The organism is Roseixanthobacter liquoris (assembly GCF_043195135.2).
GTDB lineage: Bacteria > Pseudomonadota > Alphaproteobacteria > Rhizobiales > Xanthobacteraceae > NCEH01.
Genome location: NZ_CM195537.1, coordinates 3900615 through 3922684 on the forward strand (window position 1 = coordinate 3900615; position 22070 = coordinate 3922684).

A 22070-nucleotide genomic window follows, 5' to 3' on the forward strand; every position below is an offset into this window, starting at 1 on the left:
TGATGGTGGTGTCGGGACCGGCGCCGATCCGCGCCGCACGCAGCCCCGCGCAAGACGCATGCCAGCCCCATCAGCGGCGAGGGACTGCGACAACATATTGAAGTCAAAGGCATTTGATTCCGCCTTGCGCGGCCACCCTCGACTTCGCGTGCGGATTGATGCACAGTCGCTTTCAATGAAGTGCGGAAATCCGCACACGAAGGGAGAGGACATGGCGGCGGTCGCGGGGCGCACGGAGGGGCGATCGGCCACCCGGGGACGCGCGGCGCGGCAGCTCGCGGGGGCGGCGCTGGTGCTTCTCGCGCTGGCCGCCGTGGACCGACTGGCGGCCTATGCGGGCGCCCATTGGGCCCTGTCCCAATTGCGCACAGACGCCGATGCGGCGGCGATCCTGCGGGTTGCGGTGATCCGCAGCGAGATCGAGAAGCAACGCACCCTCCCCGTCGTGCTCGCCCAGGATCCGGACGTACGGGCGACTTTGGAACATCCCGATCCCGCTCGCCTTGCCGCGCTCGATGCCAAATTCGCGGGGCTCGCGGCCGGCACGCGGACCGGCGCGATCTATCTGCTCGACGTCACCGGCCTGACCATCGCCGCCAGCAATGCGGGAAGTTCGGCGAGTTTCGTGGGCTCCAATTATGCTTTTCGGCCCTATTTCCGCACGGCGATGGCTGATGGCAGTGCCGAACATTTCGCCTTCGGCACCGTGAGCCGGCAACCCGGCCTCTATCTCACCCGGCGCATCGACGGACCGTCCGGTCCGCTCGGCGTGCTGGTGGTGAAGGCCGAGTTCGAGGCCATCGAGGACCAGTGGCGGCAGTTCGAGGAGCCGACCTTCGTCACCGACGACCGGGCGATCGTGCTCATCAGCAGCGTGCCGGACTGGCGCTTCCGGGCGATCGCGCCCATTGCGCCGGAGCGGCGGGAGGAATTGCGGGCGAGCCTTCAGTTCGGCGATGCCACGCTCGACCTCCTGCCCATCGTCTCCGCTCCCGCCCTGGCGGGGCTGGTCGAGGCCAGCCTGCCCGGCCAGCGCAAGCCGCGCCTGTTCGTTGAGGCCTCCGCCGCGGTTCCGACCACCGGCTGGACCCTGCACGTGCTCGCGCCAGCCGATGCCGCAATGAGCCTCGCCACCGGCGCTGCCCGCGTGCTGGCGGTGCTCGTCGCCGTGTTCGGGCTCGGCCTCGGCGCGCTCGCCTTCTCCCGCCGCACCCGGCGCCTGGAGGATGCGGCGCGGCAGGCGGCCGCGCGGCGCCAGCTGGAGGAACGCGTGGCCGAGCGCACCGCCGAGCTGAGCCGGGCCAACATCCGCCTGCATGGCGAGATGGAAGAGCGGGTGCGCACGCAAAGCGCGCTCGACGGCCTGAAGGACGACCTCGTGCAGGCGAGCAAGCTGGCGGTGCTGGGGCAGATCGCGGCTTCGGTGGCCCATGAGGTGAACCAGCCAGTCGCCGCGATCCGCACCTTCGCGGAAAATTCGGCGCTGTTCCTGGACCGCGGCGAAACCGAAGCGGCGCGCGCGAACCTCTCCACCATCGCCGCCCTCACCGACCGCATCGGCGTCATCACCGGGGAATTGCGCGCCTTCGCCCGCAAGGCGGAAGGCCGGCTGGAAGCGGTGCCGCTGCGTGCCACCATCGATGGGGCGCTGCTGCTGGTCGGCCATCGCCTCACCCAGCAGGCGGTCGACATTGAGATCGCGATCCCGGACGACGCCCTGTGCGTGACCGCCGAGCGGGTGCGCCTGGAGCAGGTGTTCGTCAACCTGCTGCAAAACGCGCTCGACGCGCTGGCCGGCCGAACGGACGGGGCGATCGTCCTCCATGCCGAAGCCGACACCGATCAGGTGCGCGTGGACGTCGCCGACAACGGCCCCGGCCTGCCGCCCAACGTGATGGAAGCCCTGTTCATGCCCTTCACCACCACCAAGGCGCAGGGCCTCGGGCTTGGCCTCGTGATCTCCCACGACATCGTCGCCGAATTCGGCGGCACCCTTACCGTCGAGAACCGCGACGGCGCGTGCTTCACCCTCACCTTGCCAAGGGCGCCCTGATGGACGTGGCCTTCATCGACGACGACGACATCCTGCGCGCCGCCAATGTCCAGGCGCTGATGCTGGCCGGCCTCTCCGTCGCGCCGTTCGCTTCCGGGGCCGCGGCGCTCGACGCCATCGACGCGGCGTTTCCCGGCGTCGTGGTGAGCGACGTGCGCATGCCGGGCATGGATGGCCTGGAACTCTTCCGCCGCCTGCGCAAGATCGATCCCGACCTGCCGGTGATCCTGATTACCGGCCACGGCGACATCGCCATGGCGGTCGATGCCATGCGCGAGGGCGCCTATGATTTTCTCGCCAAGCCCTATGCCGGCGAGCGCCTGCTCGGCGCGGTGCGGCACGCGCGCGAGAAGCGCCGCCTGGTGCTGGAGAACCGCGAGCTGCGGCGGCGCGCGGAAGCGGCCAGCGAGGACCTGCCTTTGCTCGGCGAGACCGCCGAAATGGCGCGCCTGCGGCAGACCCTGCGCCAGCTCGCCGACGCCGACGTCGACGTGCTGGTGGAAGGTGAGACCGGCAGCGGCAAGGAGGTGGTGGCCAATGCCCTGCACCGCCTCAGCCGGCGCGCCGCCCGCCCGTTCGTGGCGGTGAATTGCGGCGCCCTGCCGGAAAGCGTGATCGAGAGCGAACTCTTCGGCCATGAGGCCGGCGCCTTCACCGGCGCCCTGAAGAAGCGCGTGGGCCGGATTGAGCATGCCCACGGCGGCACGCTGTTCCTGGATGAGATCGAGGCCATGTCGCCGGCGCTCCAGGTCAAGCTGCTGCGCGTGCTGGAGGCGCGCGAGATCACTCCGCTCGGCACCAACGAGGTGCGCCGCGTGGACATCCGCGTGGTCGCCGCCGCCAAGGTCAATCTCCAGGCCCTGGTGCGGCAGGGCGGGTTCCGGGAAGACCTGTATTATCGCCTGCATGTGGCGACCCTGCACATTCCGCCGCTGCGCGAGCGGCGCGCCGACGTGGCGCTGCTGTTCGGCCATTTCCTCGCGCTCGCCTGCGCCAGGTTCCAGCGCGCCCCGGTGCAGATCGGCGACAGCGTGCGCCGCCATCTCGATACCCACGACTGGCCGGGCAATGTGCGCGAGCTGGTCCATTATACCGAGCGCGTCGCCCTGGGCCTCGTCGCAAATCCGGTCGCGCCGGCCGGTTCGGGCGACCGGGCGCCCCTGCCCGAGCGCATGGAGGCGTTCGAGGCCGGCGAAATCCGCGCGGCGCTGGCGGAAAGCTATGGCGACGTGCAGGCGGCGGTGAAGGCGCTCGGCATTCCCCGCAAGACCTTCTACGACAAGCTGCGCCGCCACGGCATCGATCAGGCCGCCTATCGGACCAGCCGCGGGCCGGCGCAATAGAGTGGATTCGCATCCCATGGCTCGGCGTCGCGTCGGAAGCGCGGCGCATCAGACTTCGGGAGCGCGTCCCGGCTTTCGCAAAACGAAGGCCCGCCCCTGGGGGCCGGTCTACCGGGTTTCGCCCGCGCCTTGCGCCCAGGCGCGGCAGAGGGCGCGCATTTCGCCTGCGGGATCGGCGGCGCGCATCACCGCGCCCATGACGGCAATCCCCGCCACCCCGGCCGCCCGGCACGGGACGAGCGTGTCCGGCTCGATCCCGCCGAGCGCGAGAACGGGAAGGGACGTCGCGGCGACACGCGCGCGCAGGCCCGCTTCGCCCAGCGCCGGCCCATATCCGGGCTTGGAGCGCGTTTCGAACGCGGGGCTGGCGATGAGATAGTCGAGGCACCCGGCGTCGGCCGCCGCCACCTCCGCGAGCCCGTGGGTGGACAGGCCGATGAGCGCACCCGCGCCGAGCCGCGCCCGCGCCCGCGCCGCATCCGCGCCGGCCGGCAGATGGACCCCGTCCACGCCCGCCTCCGCCGCAAGCTCGAACGCCCCATGCAGCGTGACGCGGCCGCCGAAGGGAACGGCGAGCGACAGCAGGACGCGCGCGAGCGCGATCTGCTCGGCCTGCGGCAAATCCTTCTCGCGCACGCTGATCCAGCGGCACCCGCCTTCCAGCGCCGCCGCCACCACTTGGGGCAGCGGCGCGCGCGCCTGGGTACGGTCGGTGATCAGCAGGATCGGCGGCTGCGGCAGCATGAACTCTCCCTGCCCGCAGACTAGCTCAAGCCCTCAGCTGCCGACGAGGCCGAATTCCGGGCTGGAGGCTTCCGCATGCAGCTTCTTGGGGATACGCCCCGACAGCCGGGCGAGCCGCCCGCCGTCCACGGCGTGGCGGAAAGCGGCGGCCATGCGCACCGGATCGTGCGCCTTGGAGACCGCCGTATTGAGCAGCACCGCCGCGCATCCGAGCTCCATGGCCAGCGCTGCGTCGGAGGCGGTGCCGATGCCGGCATCGAGCACCACCGGCACCGGAGAGCGGGCGCAGATGAGCTCGATCATGTGCGGATTGGCGATGCCGAGCCCGGTGCCGATCATGGAGCCGAGCGGCATGACGGTGGCGGCGCCGAGATCCGCCAGCTTCTGGCAGGTGACGGGATCGTCATTGCAATAGGGCAGCACGACGAAGCCGCGATTGACCAGGTCCTCGGTCGCCTTCAGCAGCTCTTCCACATTGGGATAGAGCAGCTCGCGATCGCCGATCACTTCCAGCTTCACCCAATTGGTCTCCAGCGCCTCGCGCGCGAGTTCCGCCGTGAGCACGGCGTCCTTCGCGGTCTGGCAGCCGGCGGTGTTGGGCAGGATATGGACCCGGCCGTTCAGCAGGTCGGTCAGGCTCTCCTCATAGCTCGCCAGGCTGATGCGGCGGATCGAGGCGGTGGCCATCTCCGCGCCCGAGGCGTCGAGCGCATCGAGGAACACCTTCTGGTTCGGATAGCCCGCCGTGCCCAGGAACAGGCGCGAATTGAAGCTGCGCCCGGCGATCACCAGCGGGTCGGCATTGGGGGCGGCGGTCAGGGAAGCATTCATGGTCATTCTCTTTGCCCGCGCATGCGGCGGGCGCTCGTCGGTGTCTGGCAGGGCGGATCAGCCGCCCTGCTGGCCTCTGTTTTGCGGGCGGCTCAGCCCCCCTGCCGGTCTTTGTTTTGCGAGCGGCTCAGCCGCCCTGCTGGTCTTTGTTTTGCGGGCGGCTCAGCCGCCCTGCTTGGCCTGGATGATTTCCACCGCGTCGCCCGCGGCGAGCTTGTGCTCGGCCCAGCGGGCGCGTGGCAGCACGGCGCCATTCAGCGCCACGGCGATGCCCTTGCGGGCGGCATCCACGCCCTTGTGGTCCAGAAGATCGGCGATGGTGGCGACCGCGAGCGTTTCCCGCGCGCCATTCACCTGGAGATCGAGCAGGGTTTCGGTGTCCATCATCCTCACTCCGCCGCCGCGCGCGGCGCGAAACGTTCGACGCCGAAGGGCGCGATGAGCGGGTCGGTCCGGCCCTCCAGCACCAGCGCGCAAATGCTGGAGGTGGTCACCGGCAGCAGCAGGATGCCGTTGCGGTGATGGCCGGTGGCATGGATCAAGCCTTCCACCTCGCTCGCGCCCAGGATCGGCGCATCGTCGCGGCTGCCGGGGCGGAAGCCGACCCATTGCTCGATGATGGTCAGTTCCTCGATGGTGGGCACGCAGCGCCACGCATGGGTGAGCAGCGCCAGCTGGCCGCCGGCGGTGAGATCGGTGTCGAAGCCCTTCTCCTCCACCGTCGCGCCGATGATGAGCCGCCCGTCCTTGCGCGGCACCATATAGGTGCCCGGTCCCCACAGCACATGGGTCAGAAGCGGGGCGGCCGGATCCATGCGCAGGGCCAGCATCTGCCCCTTGATGGGGCGCACCGGAAGCGGCGCGGCCGGGGCGATGGAGACGCCGCGCGACCAGGCGCCCGCCGCCAGGATCACGGTATCGGCGGGATGGAGGACACCATCGACCACGACGCCGCGCGCCTTGCCGTCGCGGGTTTCCACCCGCTCCACCTTGGCGTGTTCGTGCAGCACCGCGCCGGCCTTGAGCGCCGCCACCTTCAGGGCAGCCGCCGTCTGCCGGTTGTCGGCCTGGTGATCCTGCGGACACCAAAGCGCGCCGGCCAGTTTGGTGGCGAGGTGCGGTTCCTTGCGGCGCGCCTCGGCGGCGGTCAGCCATTCCACCGGCAGGCCGAGGCTCTTTTGAAAGGCGTGCTGGTGACGCAGCTTGGCGGCATCGTCGGCGGTGAGGGCCACCACCAAGGTGCCCTCCTCGCGCAGGCCCACATCCATGCCGCTGGCCGCCTCCAGATCCGCCGCGAAGGCGGGCCACAGCGTCTGGCTGGCGCGGTTGAGGGCGAGCAGCCCTTCCTCTCCCGGCTCGGCTTCCGCGCAGGCGGCAAGCATGCCGGCGGCCGCGTGGCTGGCGCCGGATCCGGCCAGGCCGGCGTCGAACAGCTCGACCTTGCATCCCGCCTGGGCGAGGCGCCAGCCGATGGCGAGGCCGATGACGCCGGCGCCGATGATGGCGATGCGCTGTCCCGCGGCATCGCTGCGGGCCGGCTCGACGTGCGAAGAAACACTATTCGGGAACGATAAGCGGGTGCTCATCGGCTCCTCCCTACGCTGGAATGACCCAGACAGGTTCGATGGGTATGATCTCAGCCGCGCGTGACGCGCGGCACCCCAGGCCGTCTGACAGTATCACCGCTTAGCGCCCCGGCGGCAAGGAAAACTCAAAAATTCGCATCGAAACGTCACGAAGCGATGCAACGCGTTTCGTCCCATAGCTTTTTCGCAGGCGTGCCGCAATTGCGGCGCGCCGCGCGCCGGGGGGCGAGCGACTTGCCGCCCGCGCGCGGGCTGTGGACGACGCGGATCGACGCCGCCTTGGCCCCTCGACTCACACGAATGTTCTTGTTATGTTCTTATCATGGCTTTGTCAGCGAGGGCAGGACGATGAAACTCTATTGGGCGCCCCACACCCGCGCCTTCCGGGCCCTGTGGCTGCTGGAAGAGGCCGGATTGCCCTATGAGCGCCAGCTGGTGCCGCTCGACGGGCCGTTCCTCGCCTCGCCGGAATTCCGCGCCATCAATCCCATGATGAAGGTGCCCGCCCTGGAGGATGGCGACGCGCGGATCGCCGAGAGCGGCGCCATCTGCCTCTATATCGCCGACAAGGCGCCGGATGCCCATCTTGCCCCCGCGATCGACGATCCGCGCCGGGGCCGCTATCTGCAATGGCTGTTCTGGGACGCGGCCTGCATGGAAGCGGCCTTCACCCAAAAGCTCGCCGGCGTGAACCTGCCGAGCCGGGCCGCCGGCTGGGGCAGTTTCGAGCGTGTCATGGACGTGCTGGAAGCGGCGCTCACGCCCGGCCCCTATCTGCTGGGAGAGCAGTTCACCGCCGCGGACGTGATGGTGGGCAGCAATGTCTGGTACGGGCTGACGCTTCTGAAGGTGATCGAGCCCCGGCCGGTTTTCACGGACTATGTGGCGCGCTGCGAAGCCCGGCCGGCGTTTCAGCGCGCCAATGCCATCGAGGCGGAAGCGCTCGCCGCCTGAGGCCGCGTGGCGTGCGCCCGCCCGCGCTCGGGGCGCAAGGGCCCCTCGTGTGAGCGCTCGGGGCGCGCAACGCGCCCGCTGCCAGACGCCCGCGGACGCGCTATAAGGCGGCCATGCTGCCTCTGCTTCCGCTCATCCGGCGCGTGCGCCACGGCCTCACCCTCGGTGTGCGCACCATCCTCATGGACGAGGCGCGCGGCGTGCTGCTGGTGCGCCATTCCTATACGCCCGGCTGGCATTTTCCCGGGGGCGGCGTGGATGTGGGCGAAACCACGGAAGAGGCGGCCCGGCGCGAGCTGATGGAGGAAGCGGCGGTCACCGCCGAGGGTCCGCTGGTGCTGCACGGCCTGTTCTTCAATCCCCGCGTCGGCGGGCGCGATCATGTGGCCTGCTATCTCGTGCCGCGCTTTTCCTTCGCGGCGCTGCCCGGCCCCAATCTGGAAATTCGCGAGGTGCGGTTCTTTCCGCGCGACGCCCTTCCCGAGGATGTCACCGCCGGCACCTTGCGCCGTCTCGCCGAGATCGAGACCGGCCAGCCACCGGATCCGCGCTGGTAGGCCTCCCGCCCCGCCCGTGCCCCGGGCCGGCACCAAAGCCTGTCCGCGACCCGCCGCCTTTCTCATTCGGGAGCTTTTCCGATGGACGTGACCTCCACCCCCTCCCCCGCCGTCGAAATCGCCGCCTTGCTGGATCGGCTCGGCGTCGCGCCGGATGTCCGCGCCGGCGGCACGCTTGCGGCCCGATCGCCGATCACCGGCGAACAGGTGGCCGCCCTCACGGAAACGCCCGACGTGGCGGCGGCGATCGGCGCCGCGCACAAAGCCTTTCTCGCCTGGCGCACCGTTCCCGCCCCGCGCCGGGGCGAACTGGTGCGCCTGCTGGGCGAAGAATTGCGCACCGCCAAGGCCGACCTCGGCCGGCTGGTGACGCTGGAAGCGGGCAAGATCCTCTCCGAGGGCCTGGGCGAAGTGCAGGAGATGATCGACATCTGCGACTTCGCCACCGGCCTGTCGCGCCAATTGCACGGGCTGACCATCACCACCGAGCGCGCCGACCATCGCATGATGGAAACCTGGCATCCGGCGGGTGTGGTCGGCGTGATATCGGCGTTCAATTTTCCGGTCGCCGTCTGGTCCTGGAACGCCGCGCTGGCGCTGGTGTGCGGCGATGCCGTGGTGTGGAAGCCCTCGGAAAAGACGCCGCTGACCGCGCTCGCCGTCCAGGCCATCTTCGAGCGTGCGGCGGAGCGCTTCGGCGCTGCCCCGGCCGGCCTCTCAACGCTCCTGATCGGCGGGCGCGAGATGGGCGAGGCGCTGGTGGAGGATCCGCGCGTGCCGGTGGTCTCCGCCACCGGCTCCACCGCCATGGGTCGCGCGGTCGCGCCGCGCCTTGCCGTCCGGTTCGCACGGGCGATCCTGGAACTCGGCGGCAACAATGCCGCCATCGTCTGCCCCTCCGCCGACCTGGATCTCACGGTGCGCGCGGTCGCCTTCGCCGCCATGGGCACCGCCGGCCAGCGCTGCACCAGCCTGCGGCGGCTGATCGTGCACGAGAGCGTGCATGACGCCCTGCTCGCCCGCCTCAAGGCCGCCTATGGCTCGGTGCGCGTGGGCGATCCGCGCGATCCGGCAACGCTCGTCGGCCCGCTGATCGACGATGCGGCCGCGCGGGCCATGGCCCTCGCGCTCTCGCGGGCCGTGGCCGAAGGCGGAACGGTGCATGGCGGAGAAAGGGTCCAGCCGGCCGGCCTTGCGGGCGGCGCCTATGTGCGGCCCGCCTTGGTGGAGATGCCGGCCCAGAGCGCCATCGTGCGCGCCGAGACTTTCGCCCCCATCCTCTACGTGCTGCGCTATCGGACCCTGGACGAGGCCATCGCCCTTCAGAACGACGTGCCGCAGGGCCTCGCCTCCTCCATCTTCACCACCGACCTGCGCGAGGCCGAGCGCTTCCTGTCCGCGGCCGGATCGGATTGCGGCATCGCCAATGTGAATATCGGCCCCTCGGGGGCCGAGATCGGCGGGGCGTTCGGCGGCGAGAAGGAGACCGGCGGCGGGCGCGAGGCCGGCTCGGACAGCTGGAAGGCCTATATGCGCCGCGCCACCAACACCATCAATTACGGGGCCACCCTGCCCCTCGCCCAGGGGGTCAGCTTCGATCTGGACTGAGGCGCGCGGCGGCCCGGCGGCGCGACGGATTTCTTGTAAGGCATAAATATTGCTTCATAATCGGCATGTTCAGCGTGCGGGAGCCTTGTGAATGCCTTTCGTCCATCGCGTCGGTCCGCGCAGCTATGTGTTCGCCGATCTCAAGGAGCTGATGGCCAAGGCAACGCCGCCGCGCTCCGGCGACATGCTGGCCGGCATCGCCGCGACCTCCGCGGAGGAAAATATCGCGGCCAAGATGTGCCTCGCCGAGGTGCCGCTGAAGGCCTTCCTGTCCGAGGCGCTGATCCCCTATGAGGAGGACGAGGTGACCCGTCTCATCCTCGACGGGCACGATGATTCCGCCTTCGCGCCGGTGGCGAGCCTGACCGTGGGCGATTTCCGCGATTATCTGCTCTCGGACACGGCGACGCCGGAAGCCCTCGCGCGCCTGGCGTACGGCCTGACGCCGGAAATGGTGGCCGCCGTCTCCAAGATCATGCGCAACCAGGATCTGATCCTGGTGGCGAAGAAATGCCGGGTGGTCACGCGCTTCCGCAACACCATCGGCCTGCCCGGCACCATGGCCGTGCGACTCCAGCCCAACCATCCCACAGACGATGCCGCCGGCGTTTCCGCCGCCATTCTCGACGGCCTGCTCTACGGCTGCGGCGATGCCGTGATCGGCATCAATCCCGCCTCCGACAGCCTGCCGGTGCTCGACCGGCTGCTGAAGCTGATGGATGCAGTGATTACGCGCTTCGACATTCCCACCCAGAGCTGCGTGCTGACCCATGTGACCACCTCGATCGACCTGATGAACCGGGGCGCGCCGGTGGATCTGGTGTTCCAGTCCATCGCCGGGACGCAGGCCGCCAACCGCTCGTTCGGCATCGATCTTTCGGTGTTGCGCGAGGGGTATGACGCCGCCCGATCGCTGAACCGCGGGACGCTCGGCACCAATGCCATGTATTTCGAAACCGGCCAGGGCGCCGCGCTCTCCGCCAATGCCCACCATGGCGTGGACCAGCAGACTTGCGAGGCGCGAGCCTATGCGGTGGCGCGCGCCTTCGAGCCGCTGCTGGTGAATACGGTGGTGGGCTTCATCGGCCCGGAATATCTCTATGACGGCAAGCAGATCATCCGCGCCGGCCTGGAAGACCATTTCTGCGGCAAGCTGCTCGGCGTGCCGCTGGGGGTGGACGTCTGCTACACCAACCACGCCGAAGCCGACCAGGACGACATGGATAGCTTGCTCACCCTGCTGGCGGCGGCGGGTGTCACTTACATCATGGGCATTCCCGGCGCCGACGACGTGATGCTCAATTATCAGTCGACTTCGTTCCACGATGCCCTTTATGTGCGCGAAGTGTTCGGCCTGAAGCGGGCGCCGGAATTCGAGGCGTGGCTTCAGTCCATGCGGATCACCGGCGCCGACGGGCGTCTGCTGCCCGCAGATGGCGGCCATCCCCTGCTGGGCTTCGTTGCGGAGCGGGCGGCATGATCGATCGCGATCCCTGGCTCGCCTTCGCCCGTCATACGCCGGCCCGCATCGCGCTCGGCCGCACCGGCGCGAGCCTGCCGACGCAGGAAGTGCTGCGCTTCGCCCTCGCCCACGCCCAGGCCCGCGATGCGGTCCATACGCCGTTCGACGCCGAAGCCGTGGCGGCGCAGGTGCGCGCGCTCGGCTTTCAGACGATGCAGGTGGCCAGCGCCGCGCCGACGCGCGATGTCTATCTGCGCCGGCCCGATCTCGGCCGCCGCCTCGCGGATGCGGACCGCGCCATGCTTGAGGCGGACGCCCAAGGTCCGATCGACCTGGCGCTGGTGGTGGCGGACGGGCTCTCGTCCGCCGCCGTGCACGCGCAGGCCGTGCCCTTTCTCGCGGCGCTCAAGCCCTGGATCGAAAAGGAGAAATGGCGCGTCTCCCCGGTCTGCATCGCGGCCCAGGCGCGGGTGGCGCTGGGCGATGAGGTGGGCGCGGCGCTCAAGGCGCGGGCGGTGCTGGTGATGATCGGCGAGCGGCCCGGCCTCTCCTCCCCCGACAGTCTCGGCCTCTACCTCACCTTCGCGCCCCGACCCGGCCGCACGGATGCGGAGCGCAATTGCATCTCGAACGTCCGCGCCGAGGGGCTTTCCCACGCGGCCGCCGCCTTCAAGCTGGCGTGGCTGCTGAAGGAGGCGCTGCGCCGGGAATTGACCGGCGTCGATCTGAAGGACGAGAGCGATGCGCTGCTGGAGGGCGCCCCTCAGCCCGCGGCCTTGTCCCGGTAAGGGGCGCGATTCCGTAGAGGCACGATCTTTGCTTCACAAGAAAAACGGAACGCAGGGGGCATTTGCCCGCGCGCGGCTGGAGGGATTACCTGATGAGCAGTCCGGAAAAGTCCTCGGGAGTAAGCTATACTGCGGTGGACGTGACCTATTTTGAGCAACGTCTGCTTAAACGTCACGCACGGGTATGGTCATTGTGGGCGCTGGGCGTCGGCGCGGTGATCTCCGGACAGTTTTCCGGCTGGAATCTTGGCTTCGCCACGGCCGGCTGGGGCGGCATGATGCTGGCATCGGCGGTCATCGCCATCATGTATCTCGGCCTGACCTTCTGCATCGCCGAGATGTCGCCCGCCCTGCCCCACACGGGCGCGGCCTATTCCTTCGCCCGCGCGACCATGGGGCCATGGGGCGGCTTCGTGACCGGCCTGTGCGAGAATGTCGAATACATCATCACGCCGGCAGTGGTGGTGTTCTTCATCGGCACCTATCTGTCGTCGATCTTCGGGACGCCGACCGCGTTCCAGCCGGTCTACTGGATCTTCTGCTATGTCATCTTCGTCGGCTTCAACGTCGCCGGGGTCGAGCTCTCGTTCAAGGTGACGCTGGTGGTGACGCTGGCCGCCCTCGCCTGCCTCGCCGCCTTCTGGGTGAGCGCGCTGCCGGTGATGGAATTCAAGCGCTGGGCGCTCAATATCGGCGTCGGCCCGGACGGCACGGCGGTGGAACTGCCCGACGGCAACGGGCCCTATTTCCCGTTCGGCATCGGCGGGGCGTTCACGGCCCTGCCGTTCGCCGTGTGGCTGTTCCTCGCCATCGAGCAATTGCCGCTGGCGGCGGAGGAATCCGTCGATCCCGCCCGGGACATGCCCAAGGGCATCATCGCCGGCATGATCACGCTGATCGTCTCCGCCTTCCTGGTGCTCTGGCTCAATCCCAGCGTCGCCAAGGGCGCCTTCGGCCTCTCCACGTCGGGCGAGCCGATCCTGGACGGGTTCCGCGCCATTTATGGCGACGGCCTCGCCAAGGTTCTCGCGCTGATCGCGGTGATCGGCCTCGTGGCGAGCTTCCACACCATCATCTTCGCCAAGGGGCGGCAGGTCTATTCGCTGTCGCGCGCCGGCTATTTCCCGCGCTGGCTGTCGGTGACCCACAGCAAATACCGCACGCCCCACGTGGCCATGGCCGCGGGCTCGGGCGTCGCCCTGGTCATCATGCTCGTGATCTGGTTCGTGATGGGCTCGGAGAGCGGCGCCGCCACCATCGGCGGGACGCTGCTGAACATGGCCGTCTTCGCCGCCATGTTCTCCTACATCATGCAGGGGATTTCCTTCATCCTCATGCGGCGGAACATGCCGCGCATCGCCCGTCCCTATCGCAGCCCCTTCGGCATTCCGGGAGCAGTGGCGACGATCGTGATCGCGCTGATCACCGTGTTCTTCCAACTGTCCGATCCGGTCTACCGGGCGGGCGTGATCGGGGTCGGCATCTGGTTCGTGGTGGGCATCGCCTATTTCGCCGCTTATGGGCGCCACAAGCTGGTGCTCTCCCCCGAGGAAGAATTCGCCCTCTCCAAGGGCACGGCCGCGTACAAGAGCTACTGAGGCCGAGCCGCGCATAGATCCTCCCGCGGGCGCCGAGCGGCCGCGGGAGGACGACTTCACGACCCGAAGGTCACGACCCGAAGTGCGAGCGCCTCACACGTGCTCGACCGACACCACCCGATAGGTGTGCATCTCCTCGTCCTCGCGGATCGAGACATATTCGCCGGGCGCGAAGGCTTCATCGCCGAAGCGATAGCCCGACTCGTCGTCCTCGTCGCCGGAAACGTCATAGCGGAACGCCCAGCTGCCGCCGGGCCGGCGCACCAGATGGCCGATGTCGTCCGCTTCGTCGGGCCGAAAACGCACGACACGGCACGCCTCGCGGTGCTTGTGCCAGAGATCGGCATCGACGCGGCCGTTCGCATCCAGCGGCGCGACGAAGGAATAGCCGAAATTGCGGGCGCCCTCGGGATGATCCTTTTCACGCGCCAGCTCGAGACGGATCTCGCGGAAGGAATGAGGCAGTTGGCTCATAAACAGTCTCCTCGGGTGTCACCCGTCGCCGATTCCGGTCTGGGCTCCTTTCATGCCGCAGGAATAAAACAGGCGCCAGTTACGGACTTTCACTTAGGCAAAGACCGCGCGAAATATTTACATTCGTTGATCCAGGCCAAGGCGTCCGCAGCCGCGCATGGCATGTTAGACTCTTACGCCAGTGCGGAGACGGACCCATGAGCGACGCTTCGACTTTTCCCGACTTCACCAAAGCCTATGCCGAGATGTGGCCCGGCAAGGCCGCTGCGTTCGGCTGGCCGATGGCCGCGGCCCGCGTCTATTGGATCGAACTGCCGGTGGCCATCAATGCCCATCTGCAACGCTTCGCCACCGCCCAGCTCCAGGAGCAGATGCGCCTGATGGGCGAAATGGCGAAGCCCGACGCCGCCACCTCGGTGTTCAACAAGGAAGCGGCCTTCCTTCAGCAATCCGCGTTCGCCTGGGGCACGGAAGTGCTCGAGATCGTGGAATTGTGCAAGGAGAAGCTGCTGAACCCCACCGCTCCGGCCGAGGCGCCCGAGGCCGGGTATCGTCACGCCGCCTGAGCCGCGTGACGTTGGAAGCACAAGCCGCGGCGTCGCTCTGTGCCGCGGCCGGAGGGTCTTGGCCCGGAAAACCGGGGCCGACCCAGAGATGCTGCGGCGCCCGCCTCACGGCGCGGGGGCGAACCCCTCCAGCACGATCTTGCCCCGCGCCCGGCCGCTTTCGAGCAGGCGGTGGGCGCGCCGCAGGTTGGCGGCATTGATCGGGCCATAGGTTTCCGCGAGCGTCGTGCGAAGCTCGCCCGCATCCACAAGGCCGCTCACCTCGTTCAGCACGGCGTGCTGCGCCTCCATGTCCGCGGTTTCGAACATGGAGCGGGTGAACATGAATTCCCAATGCACCGACACGCTCTTGCGCTTGAAGCCGTTGATGTCGAGCGTCACCGGATCGTCGATCAGCGCGAACCGGCCCTGCGGCGCGATCAGCTCGGCGATCGCACCGAGGTGCTGGTCGGTGTTGGTGGTGGAGAAGACGAAGGCGGGTTCGCCAATGCCGAGCGCCTTCACCTGCTCCGCCAGCGGCCGGGAATGATCCACCACATGGTGCGCGCCGAGATCGCGCACCCATTGCTGCGTCTCCGGCCGTGAGGCGGTGGCGATCACGGTGAGAGCGGTCAGCTTGCGCGCCAGTTGCACCGCGATGGAGCCGACCCCGCCCGCGCCGCCGATGATGAGGAGCGCGGGCGCAACGCCGACCACCGGCTGCGTCACCTGAAGGCGATGAAACAGCGCTTCCCAGGCCGTGAGGGCCGTCAGCGGCAGCGCCGCCGCCTCCGCCCAGTCGAGCGTGGCGGGCTTCTTGCCGACGATCCGCTCATCCACGAGATGGAATTCGGCATTCGTGCCTTGCCGGCCCAGTGCGCCGGCATAAAAAACCGCATCGCCCGGCTTGAAGAAGCTGGCATCCGGCCCGGCTTCCACCACGATGCCCGCCGCATCCCAGCCGAGCACCTTCCATTCCCCCGCCTCGGCTCCCGCGCGGCGGCGCACCTTGGTATCCACAGGGTTCACCGAGACGGCTTGCACCTGGACCAGCAGGTCCCGGCCCGTGGCGGTGGGGCGGGGCAGCTCGATATCGCTCAGGGCCAAGGCATCGTCGATGGGAAGGGGAAGCTGATAGCCGACGGCACGCATGGAAACCTCCAGTTCTGGACTGGCGCGAAAATGCTGGGTACGCTTGCCTTACACAAGAACGCACATAAATCGCACATAGTATCGAAAAGGATACCGTGACATGGCACGGGTGCGCCACAAGAGCCTGGATTGCAGCCCCGGCTGCGCCGTCGAAGGCACGCTGAGCCTGATCGACGGCAAATGGAAGGGCGTGATCCTCTATCACCTGTTCGAAGGCACGCTGCGGTTCAACGAACTGCGCAAGCGCCTGCCGAACGTGACCCAGCGCATGCTGACCAACCAGCTGCGCGAGCTGGAGGCGCAGCAGCTGATCGTGCGCACCATCTTTCCCGTCGTGCCGCCCAAGGTCGAATATTGCTTGTCCGCGCGCGGCCGCAGCCTGGAGCCGGTGATCATGGCGCTCAAAGCCTGGGGCGATGCCAATCTCGATCTGAGCAAGCCCATGGAACCGGCGGCCGAGGCGGCGGCCTGAGCCCTGGGCGGACGGGCGCGCCGGACCGCGCCGGGGGAGGTCAGGATTTCGACGCCCGCGCGCCGAGGACGGGGAAGGTCAATTCCACCCAAAGCCCGCCGTCCGGGCTCTGGTGCTCGACCCGCACCGGCCGCGTCGGATGCGTCGGATTATCCACGAACGCCTTTGCCTCGGCGGCCGGATCCCCGTCGCCCTGCACGATGCGCCCCTCGGTTCGCTCCACGAGGTCCGCATGGAGCAGAGGAAAGGGCATATCCCATCCTGCGCCCGGCGTTGTCTTGCCGGCGTTCTGCACCGCGGCCACCGCCTCGACCACCGGAATGGCGGCGGTGAGCCGACCGCCGACCATTTTCCGAAGGCCGAGCGGCACCAGGGTCGCATTGCGGCTGCCGTGATGGCCGACCTTGTAGAACACCACCCGGCGCAGCAGATCGTCGATGGTCACCACGCTTTCGCCGGGCCGCGCCGGCTTGGGATAATCCTGCTGGCGCCAGGACAGCCAATTGCCCACCTGCGCATCGCCGGGAAACAGCAGCACCTGCCCGTCCGGCAATTCCATCGCGAGGGCGAGGCTGGTGTTGTTGGTGTCGGAATCCATCTTCAACGCCAAAGCTTCCGCCGCCCCCACCCAGGCATGGTCGATCCTGCGATAGGCCTGGTCCTGGTCTCGATACAGCGTCACGAGGTCAGCGCGCGGGTCATCCTTGCCCGGCGTCCCGACGTCGCCCCAGCGGTGCGGTCGGGCGAACGGCTGGTCCGCCGCCTCCCCGTCCACCGCCGAACCGGACGCAAGGCGTCGCTCGCTCGCGGCGACGGCGCTCGCCAGGGCGACCGCGTCATCGCTCTGCGTCAGATAGACTTCCTTCGCGCTGCGGGCGGAGGGCGCATCCTTCTGCAGCATCACCTCATCGCGCGGAGGACCGAGAACATAGGTCCTCAAGCCCACGCCCTCATCCCCGGCAAGCACCTGCCCCGGCGCGAGATAGGAGGTGGATGCGGCGCCCACTTTCAGCTGCATCTGCTGGATCATGCCGCGCGTCGAATTGCTGCGCGCGCGATCCGTTGCCGCCCCGGCGGCTTTCTTTGTCCGTCCGGGGTGCGCCGGCTCTTCCGGGGCAAGACCCATGAAGGCCGCGAGATCTTCGGCGATCGCCAGCCGTTGGCCGCCGGCGGCGGCGAGCTGCGGCGCCACGGCCAGGGCCTCCGCGACCGCCGTGCGCCCCGTGTCGAGGCGCTTGCGCAGCCGCTGCGCCTGCGGGTCCGCCGGATCCTCGGTCCAGGCCATCCAGAGCCGATCGATGATTACATCCTTATCCTGGAACGTCTTCTTGGCATAATAGAAGCCGCACAGATGATCGAAGTGTTCATGAGTGAGAATCAAAAGATCGATGTGCTCGCCGGTGGTCTCGAGGATATCCGCCACGATGCGCTTGATCAGGTCCGGCCCGGCCTGCACCGCCTTCAGCCGCGCCGCGCCCACCTTTGCCAGCACCTGCGGCGAAACTTTGCCGACAAGCTCGTCGCCGGCGGACACGTTCTGCAAAACCCCGCAGTCGATCAGCGCATATTTCGTTTCGCCGCCGATGCAGGTCGTCAGCAGGAAGCAATCGCCCAATATTCCGCGATACATGCGCACCTTGACGAAATCCGCTGTCGCCTCCGCCATGGCTAGACCCCCCGATGAAGCATGGCGAACGGCTCGTCGAGGAAGGCGCCGCTGCCATAGGTGGCGCCCAGCGGCCCGCCGCGCCGGTGGGCGGCCAGGAAGGCGCGATGATCGTTGAGCCGCGCCTCGTCATCGATCCGCTTTCGCACCACATAGCGAAGTTTCCGGCTGCGCAGGTCGAAGATCATGGTCGCCCCGCCGCGGAAGATGAAATCGCCGGGGCGATAGGGCTTATGTCCCCAATCCTGGTCGTCCTGGACCTTGGGATCGAAGAAGCCGCGGCGCTCCTGCGTCACCTCGATGATCAGCTGCCTTATATCCTGGCCATCGGGGCCGGCGCGTCGGGTGGTGCGCACCTGCTGGATTTCCGCCGGCGGCAGCTTGCGAATCAGCCTGCCTTTCCCATCGGGACGAAAGAGGATGGTTTTCAGCGGGCCCTTTTCCGGCATCAGATCCTCCCGGAAGATGACGCCGCAGGCCTTTTGCCAATCTATGTCCTTCTTGTCCCCGTCGTAATCCTCGCTTTCGAAAAACCAATCCTCGACCGCTGCAATATTCGCCGCCACCCGCTGCGCCGCGTCCGTGCGCTTGAAGACCGGGTCAAGCTGAAGCCCGGGAATGTCATCCAGCTCCAGGACATTCTCCGGCCGCTCCCACAACAGACTGTCCACGGCGAGCGAAAGGCAGTTCTCCGGCACGATGCCGCGGCAGCGGAACGCTTCCACCAGCGCGACGCGATAGCCGAAGGGATCGTCCGGCACGAGGTCGGCATCGGCGGTGACGAGGGCGCGGAGAAACTCGCCGAAACGCACGTCCACCGGCGGGAGATAATCCAGCGCGCGAATGCACATGCGCATCACATGGTCGGCCGCCTTCACCGCTTCTCGGGTCAGGCGGGCGGTCAGGTCCGGATGCAATTCGCGCCGCGCGCCCCGGTCGATGCCGATATTGGCGATGCGCAGCAGGTCGGCCGTGCGACGCCTATAAATGGTGAGAAACGCATCGAACACCGCCGACACGAGCACCGCGCCGCGCGCGTGCGGCTCGGTGATGCCATCGAGCGCATTCGGATCCGGGGTGCCGCCCATGTCCACATCGATCGCTTCGCGCAAGGCGCCCGGCCGGCCGATGGCGGCGCCGAACTGCCGCGCGAGGCCGCTCATCAAGGTGCGCTCGTCGAGATTGCCGCCGTGGACGGAAATCGCGTCATGCACCGCCTCGCTGAGGGTGAAGTGGGACAGCAGCGCGACGATATCGGCGAACGCCTCATGGAAGGCGAGGCTGTCGATGCTGGTCGGCTCGACATAATAACGGTGCAGGCCGTCGACGATGGCATGGGTGGTTTCGTGCGCGATCACATCGTGGGACAAGGCGGTGAACACCCAGCTCGCCCCGGCATTCAAGGTCGAACTCTTGAAATAGCCGAACAGAAGCGCCTTTTGTGTCGGACTATAATAGGCATTTGCTTCCCGCAGCGCATGCGGATAGATGCGCAGCCGGTCGACGGGAACGAAAGCGCCCTTCTCGTTGCGGCGGGGCGACCAGAAGACCGTGCGGCCGAGCGCGCGCTCGAAGGTCTTGATGGTCTTCATGGCCACCGCGAACACCATCTGCTGGTGGAACCGCGGATCGCCCTCCGACGGCGCGAGCCCGTCCTGTGCCAGAAGGAACGGGTTGTTCAGATCGACCGGCTCATAGAATTGCTCGCTGACCGGATCAAAATCGATCACTTCGAGATAGGTATTGACCGGGCCCGGGCTCAGCTCTTCGTCGAGTTCTTCCGCTTCCCACGGCAGGGAAATGACCGCGACATTCACCCCCGCCGTCTCGACGCGGGTCGAGGCTTGCGGATCGAACGCATAGACGCGCAGCCGCCGCAACGCCGGCGTCGGATAGGAGGCAGGTGTCATAGGCCCATCCCCGCGACCTTTTCTATCGTTCGCTCACATGTTCCCCACGCCAAGAATACACGCATTTGGTGCATTTGCGAGCCCGATTTCCGTTGCGGGAGCCCTCGGTCGCGAGCCGGGAAAAATCCCCGGCGCCCACGGGCCTACGCGAGCGGATATTGGGGCAGGGGCAAGGCGGCCGGCGCGGGGGCGCCGGTGACGACGAACGAGCGCAACGCCACGTCCATCATCAGCCAGCCCCAATTGATCAGGCGCCCCTGCTCCTGGTCCGAGAACGGGTTGAGGCGGGTGCGCAGGCGCGCCAGGCTCGCCGTCAGCGCCGGGTCCGCGCGCAGAATCTGCGGCGCCGGATAGGCGGCGGGCGTGCCGTCGATGCCGCAGAAGGCCACCGCCCGGTGCTCGGCGTCGCAGCGCGCGAACAGCAGGCGCTTGCGCAGGCCGCGGGCCTGATCCGTGGCGATATCGAGCGCCCGCATGAGTTGTGCCGACCAAAGCGTGTTCGCCGCTTCCTCCAGTCCGAACGGCGCCCCGGCATCGCTCACGATGACCGGGTTGAAATCGTCGATCGTCTCCAGGCCGAGATTGTCGTAGGCGCCGCCGTCGGTAAGGTTCAGCGCCTTGCCATACGCGGGATCGCCATGATGGATCGCGCCGGGAAGCGCCTGCCACGCCTGCGGATCCACCGCGATCTCCACCGGCGAGAGGACCGGGGGAAAGGCGCTGGAGGCGGCCACCGCGACGGCGAGCCGGATGACGGGATGTGCAATCTGGCCGATGGTATAGTCTGCGAGCCGCAGTTTCTGCATGCGCACGAGCCGGCCGGTCTGCAAATTCGTGGCATTGAACACGAATTGCGGCAGATCCGGCAGATCCTGCAAGGTGATGCCGCCGAACATCTCGTCATAGCTGTCGGCCAGCACATCGCCGACCGACTTCCCCGGCAGCAGCGCGCCCCATCCGAGCGCCATTGTATCGATGGAGCGGCTGCAGAAGCTGCGCAGCGGGGCGATGACTTCGCGCTCAAGATTGGTGATCACGCCGTCCTTCACCTCCAGGCGCGGCCACGCCGCCGCCAGCATGCCATTGGCGATGGCGCCGCCGGAGACGCTGGAGATGCGCGTGATGCGGGTCAGCACGCCGAGTTCGTTGAGGCGGGTGAGCGCGCCGCAATGAAACAGCACCGCGCGAAATCCCCCGCCCGACAAGGCCAGGGCGGGCGTCGCCCGATCCAGGCTCTGCGCCGCGGTGCCGGCCCCGTCCGTCATGGCGTGTTCCCTGCTCTGAAATTCCTGGCCACGGATCACGCCGTGTGGACGAAATCGATGATCGAGCGGCCCGCGAAGCGGCCCGTATAGATGGTCTCGGCGACCGGCACGGGCGCTGCGTCCGCATCCTCCGCCGGCAGCCGATAGCGCACCGAGATGCAATAGACGGTGGCGCCCGCCTCCACGGTGCGGCCGCCATACATGGGCACGCGCGCCGGATCGGCGAAGAACAGGCCGCTCAGGCGCTGCCACACGGATCGCCCTTGGCCGATCACCCCGACGAGGGCCGGGGCGGCGCGCAGCTCCGGCGCGGGATCGGCGAGCGTGTCGAAATGGACCGTGACCTCACCGACCGCCCGCTTGCGGACGATGCGGACCGACACCCAGGCCTTGTCCTCCGGCGGCTTGCGGGTCGCCGCCTCGGGCTCGACCGGGGGCCGCAGGCCCAGCGCCTTGAACAATTCATAGACCGCCGCGCTACCTCCGGCGAGCACCAGCGCGGACAGCAGCCGGGACATCCCATCGCCTGCGCCCGTGCCGCCGGAGAGCACCACGATCTGCTGGAAGATGTCGTATTTGAACGTCACCACCACGGCATAGCCGACCGCCGCCATCACCAGGGTCTTGACCGCGCGGCCGTTGAAGAATTCGCGGTACAGGCGCCAGTTGAAGATCGCGGTGAGCGCGGATTCCATCAAGGTGGCCACCACGAACAGGCCGACCAGCTTCGTCCCCAGCACCGGCAGCGCGTCCGCCACCCCGCCCTGCGCGTAAGCGGGCTGCGCACCGAGCAGCAGCACGGCGCCCGCGGCGAGGGTGTTCGCGATACCCGCAGATATGGCCTTTTCCCGCCCCCTCATGATGATCCCCCTTCAGACCGTGAAGCCCTTCATCACGCCGCTCGCCTTCAGCTTGGCCACGCCGGCGTCCACGGTGTCGATGCGGGAACGGCAGTCCCGCCGGCCGATCTGCTTCAGGCCCGCCTCCGGCTTCCCCGAGGCCAGGGCGGCGCTGATCTCCCGATAGCTGCCGCGCCCCTGGTGCAATATATCGAGAATCCAG

21 protein-coding genes and 1 riboswitch are annotated in these 22070 nt (G+C 68.2%); of the genes, 10 read left to right on the plus strand and 11 right to left on the minus strand.

The features are described 5' to 3' along the window. Nucleotides 1-211 precede the first annotated feature (211 nt). Entirely contained in the window at nt 212-2053 is a 1842-nt protein-coding gene (locus tag V5F84_RS17670) for a sensor histidine kinase (protein WP_394041427.1), read from the plus strand. After that, entirely contained in the window at nt 2053-3396 is a 1344-nt protein-coding gene (locus V5F84_RS17675; RefSeq protein WP_394041739.1) for a sigma-54-dependent transcriptional regulator, read from the plus strand. The genes V5F84_RS17670 and V5F84_RS17675 overlap by 1 nt, the downstream gene beginning before the upstream one ends. Nucleotides 3397-3504: 108 nt before the next feature. Here the strand turns inward: V5F84_RS17675 and V5F84_RS17680 are convergent, their stop codons facing one another. The 4 genes from V5F84_RS17680 to thiO all read right to left on the minus strand — a co-directional run bounded on the left by V5F84_RS17680 (nt 3505) and on the right by thiO (nt 6557). Then, nucleotides 3505-4140: a thiamine phosphate synthase gene (locus V5F84_RS17680; RefSeq protein ID WP_394041428.1), complete on the minus strand. Its 636-nt coding sequence runs from the start codon at nt 4138-4140 to the stop codon at nt 3505-3507. Nucleotides 4141-4173: 33 nt separating this feature from the next. Then, the gene (locus tag V5F84_RS17685) at nt 4174-4971 is read right to left on the minus strand and encodes a thiazole synthase (protein WP_394041429.1); all 798 of its coding nucleotides are present in this window, start codon (nt 4969-4971) and stop codon (nt 4174-4176) included. Nucleotides 4972-5133: 162 nt separating this feature from the next. Continuing rightward, nucleotides 5134-5358: a sulfur carrier protein ThiS gene (gene thiS, locus V5F84_RS17690; RefSeq protein ID WP_509277123.1), complete on the minus strand. Its 225-nt coding sequence runs from the start codon at nt 5356-5358 to the stop codon at nt 5134-5136. A 2-nt stretch (nt 5359-5360) separates the two neighbouring features. Next, nucleotides 5361-6557, minus strand: a complete 1197-nt coding sequence (gene thiO / locus V5F84_RS17695) for a glycine oxidase ThiO (RefSeq protein ID WP_394041431.1) — start codon at nt 6555-6557, stop codon at nt 5361-5363. Further along, a riboswitch (TPP riboswitch) is annotated at nt 6546-6645 on the minus strand. Its footprint overlaps the gene before it by 12 nt. A gap of 260 nt (nt 6646-6905) precedes the next feature. Between thiO and V5F84_RS17700 the strand changes: the two genes are divergently transcribed. From V5F84_RS17700 to V5F84_RS17725, 6 genes are all read left to right on the plus strand, one after another. Further along, on the plus strand, nt 6906-7511 hold the full coding sequence (locus V5F84_RS17700; RefSeq protein ID WP_394041432.1) for a glutathione S-transferase family protein: 606 nt from the start codon (nt 6906-6908) through the stop codon (nt 7509-7511). A 113-nt stretch (nt 7512-7624) separates the two neighbouring features. Beyond that, entirely contained in the window at nt 7625-8068 is a 444-nt protein-coding gene (locus V5F84_RS17705; RefSeq protein ID WP_394041433.1) for an NUDIX domain-containing protein, read from the plus strand. 81 nt (nt 8069-8149) lie between these two features. Then, nucleotides 8150-9676 (plus strand): L-piperidine-6-carboxylate dehydrogenase, encoded by a 1527-nt coding sequence (amaB, locus tag V5F84_RS17710; RefSeq protein WP_394041434.1) that lies wholly within the window; start codon nt 8150-8152, stop codon nt 9674-9676. 91 nt (nt 9677-9767) lie between these two features. Further along, a complete protein-coding gene (locus tag V5F84_RS17715) occupies nt 9768-11156 on the plus strand; it encodes an ethanolamine ammonia-lyase subunit EutB (protein ID WP_394041435.1) in 1389 nt (462 codons plus the stop codon). After that, nucleotides 11153-11926 carry an ethanolamine ammonia-lyase subunit EutC gene (gene eutC, locus V5F84_RS17720; RefSeq protein ID WP_394041436.1) on the plus strand — a complete coding sequence of 258 codons (774 nt, stop codon included), beginning with the start codon at nt 11153-11155 and terminating at the stop codon, nt 11924-11926. The genes V5F84_RS17715 and eutC overlap by 4 nt, the downstream gene beginning before the upstream one ends. 92 nt (nt 11927-12018) lie before the next feature. Beyond that, nucleotides 12019-13524: an amino acid permease gene (locus V5F84_RS17725; protein ID WP_394041437.1), complete on the plus strand. Its 1506-nt coding sequence runs from the start codon at nt 12019-12021 to the stop codon at nt 13522-13524. Between the two features lie 93 nt (nt 13525-13617). Here V5F84_RS17725 and V5F84_RS17730 read toward each other — a convergent pair whose 3' ends face one another. Beyond that, on the minus strand, nt 13618-13998 hold the full coding sequence (locus tag V5F84_RS17730; protein ID WP_394041438.1) for a hypothetical protein: 381 nt from the start codon (nt 13996-13998) through the stop codon (nt 13618-13620). Between the two features lie 197 nt (nt 13999-14195). Here V5F84_RS17730 and V5F84_RS17735 point away from each other — a divergent pair, with 197 nt between their 5' ends. Then, nucleotides 14196-14564 (plus strand): hypothetical protein, encoded by a 369-nt coding sequence (locus tag V5F84_RS17735; RefSeq protein WP_394041439.1) that lies wholly within the window; start codon nt 14196-14198, stop codon nt 14562-14564. Nucleotides 14565-14669: 105 nt separating this feature from the next. On the opposite strand, the gene V5F84_RS17740 is transcribed toward V5F84_RS17735, so the two are convergent. Beyond that, on the minus strand, nt 14670-15695 hold the full coding sequence (locus tag V5F84_RS17740) for a zinc-binding alcohol dehydrogenase family protein (RefSeq protein WP_394041440.1): 1026 nt from the start codon (nt 15693-15695) through the stop codon (nt 14670-14672). Nucleotides 15696-15795: 100 nt separating this feature from the next. Between V5F84_RS17740 and V5F84_RS17745 the strand changes: the two genes are divergently transcribed. After that, nucleotides 15796-16167, plus strand: coding sequence for a winged helix-turn-helix transcriptional regulator (locus V5F84_RS17745; RefSeq protein ID WP_394041441.1), 372 nt, complete (start codon nt 15796-15798; stop codon nt 16165-16167). Nucleotides 16168-16207: 40 nt separating this feature from the next. Here V5F84_RS17745 and V5F84_RS17750 read toward each other — a convergent pair whose 3' ends face one another. The 5 genes from V5F84_RS17750 to V5F84_RS17770 all read right to left on the minus strand — a co-directional run bounded on the left by V5F84_RS17750 (nt 16208) and on the right by V5F84_RS17770 (nt 22054). After that, nucleotides 16208-17833 (minus strand): MBL fold metallo-hydrolase, encoded by a 1626-nt coding sequence (locus V5F84_RS17750; RefSeq protein WP_394041442.1) that lies wholly within the window; start codon nt 17831-17833, stop codon nt 16208-16210. A 2-nt stretch (nt 17834-17835) separates the two neighbouring features. Further along, complete coding sequence (locus tag V5F84_RS17755) at nt 17836-19743, minus strand: gluzincin family metallopeptidase (protein WP_394041443.1); 1908 nt, start codon at nt 19741-19743, stop codon at nt 17836-17838. 143 nt (nt 19744-19886) lie between these two features. Next, the gene (locus V5F84_RS17760) at nt 19887-21008 is read right to left on the minus strand and encodes a patatin-like phospholipase family protein (protein ID WP_394041444.1); all 1122 of its coding nucleotides are present in this window, start codon (nt 21006-21008) and stop codon (nt 19887-19889) included. Nucleotides 21009-21043: 35 nt separating this feature from the next. Next, nucleotides 21044-21868, minus strand: a complete 825-nt coding sequence (locus V5F84_RS17765) for a hypothetical protein (protein ID WP_394041445.1) — start codon at nt 21866-21868, stop codon at nt 21044-21046. A 12-nt stretch (nt 21869-21880) separates the two neighbouring features. Further along, on the minus strand, nt 21881-22054 hold the full coding sequence (locus tag V5F84_RS17770) for a hypothetical protein (RefSeq protein WP_394041446.1): 174 nt from the start codon (nt 22052-22054) through the stop codon (nt 21881-21883). Nucleotides 22055-22070: the final 16 nt, after the last annotated feature.

Excerpts from the sequence above, each read along its gene's own strand:
- amaB (WP_394041434.1), top strand. The coding sequence starts at position 8,150 with ATGGACGTGACCTCCACCCCCTCCCCCGCCGTCGAAATCGCCGCCTTG.
- V5F84_RS17725 (WP_394041437.1), top strand. The coding sequence starts at position 12,019 with ATGAGCAGTCCGGAAAAGTCCTCGGGAGTAAGCTATACTGCGGTGGAC.
- V5F84_RS17705 (WP_394041433.1), top strand. The coding sequence starts at position 7,625 with ATGCTGCCTCTGCTTCCGCTCATCCGGCGCGTGCGCCACGGCCTCACC.
- V5F84_RS17750 (WP_394041442.1), bottom strand. The coding sequence starts at position 17,833 with ATGGCGGAGGCGACAGCGGATTTCGTCAAGGTGCGCATGTATCGCGGA.
- V5F84_RS17755 (WP_394041443.1), bottom strand. The coding sequence starts at position 19,743 with ATGACACCTGCCTCCTATCCGACGCCGGCGTTGCGGCGGCTGCGCGTC.
- V5F84_RS17680 (WP_394041428.1), bottom strand. The coding sequence starts at position 4,140 with ATGCTGCCGCAGCCGCCGATCCTGCTGATCACCGACCGTACCCAGGCG.
- V5F84_RS17675 (WP_394041739.1), top strand. The coding sequence starts at position 2,053 with ATGGACGTGGCCTTCATCGACGACGACGACATCCTGCGCGCCGCCAAT.
- V5F84_RS17740 (WP_394041440.1), bottom strand. The coding sequence starts at position 15,695 with ATGCGTGCCGTCGGCTATCAGCTTCCCCTTCCCATCGACGATGCCTTG.
- V5F84_RS17765 (WP_394041445.1), bottom strand. The coding sequence starts at position 21,868 with ATGAGGGGGCGGGAAAAGGCCATATCTGCGGGTATCGCGAACACCCTC.
- V5F84_RS17670 (WP_394041427.1), top strand. The coding sequence starts at position 212 with ATGGCGGCGGTCGCGGGGCGCACGGAGGGGCGATCGGCCACCCGGGGA.
- thiS (WP_509277123.1), bottom strand. The coding sequence starts at position 5,358 with ATGATGGACACCGAAACCCTGCTCGATCTCCAGGTGAATGGCGCGCGG.
- V5F84_RS17730 (WP_394041438.1), bottom strand. The coding sequence starts at position 13,998 with ATGAGCCAACTGCCTCATTCCTTCCGCGAGATCCGTCTCGAGCTGGCG.
- V5F84_RS17685 (WP_394041429.1), bottom strand. The coding sequence starts at position 4,971 with ATGAATGCTTCCCTGACCGCCGCCCCCAATGCCGACCCGCTGGTGATC.
- V5F84_RS17760 (WP_394041444.1), bottom strand. The coding sequence starts at position 21,008 with ATGACGGACGGGGCCGGCACCGCGGCGCAGAGCCTGGATCGGGCGACG.
- eutC (WP_394041436.1), top strand. The coding sequence starts at position 11,153 with ATGATCGATCGCGATCCCTGGCTCGCCTTCGCCCGTCATACGCCGGCC.
- V5F84_RS17745 (WP_394041441.1), top strand. The coding sequence starts at position 15,796 with ATGGCACGGGTGCGCCACAAGAGCCTGGATTGCAGCCCCGGCTGCGCC.
- V5F84_RS17735 (WP_394041439.1), top strand. The coding sequence starts at position 14,196 with ATGAGCGACGCTTCGACTTTTCCCGACTTCACCAAAGCCTATGCCGAG.
- V5F84_RS17700 (WP_394041432.1), top strand. The coding sequence starts at position 6,906 with ATGAAACTCTATTGGGCGCCCCACACCCGCGCCTTCCGGGCCCTGTGG.
- thiO (WP_394041431.1), bottom strand. The coding sequence starts at position 6,557 with ATGAGCACCCGCTTATCGTTCCCGAATAGTGTTTCTTCGCACGTCGAG.
- V5F84_RS17715 (WP_394041435.1), top strand. The coding sequence starts at position 9,768 with ATGCCTTTCGTCCATCGCGTCGGTCCGCGCAGCTATGTGTTCGCCGAT.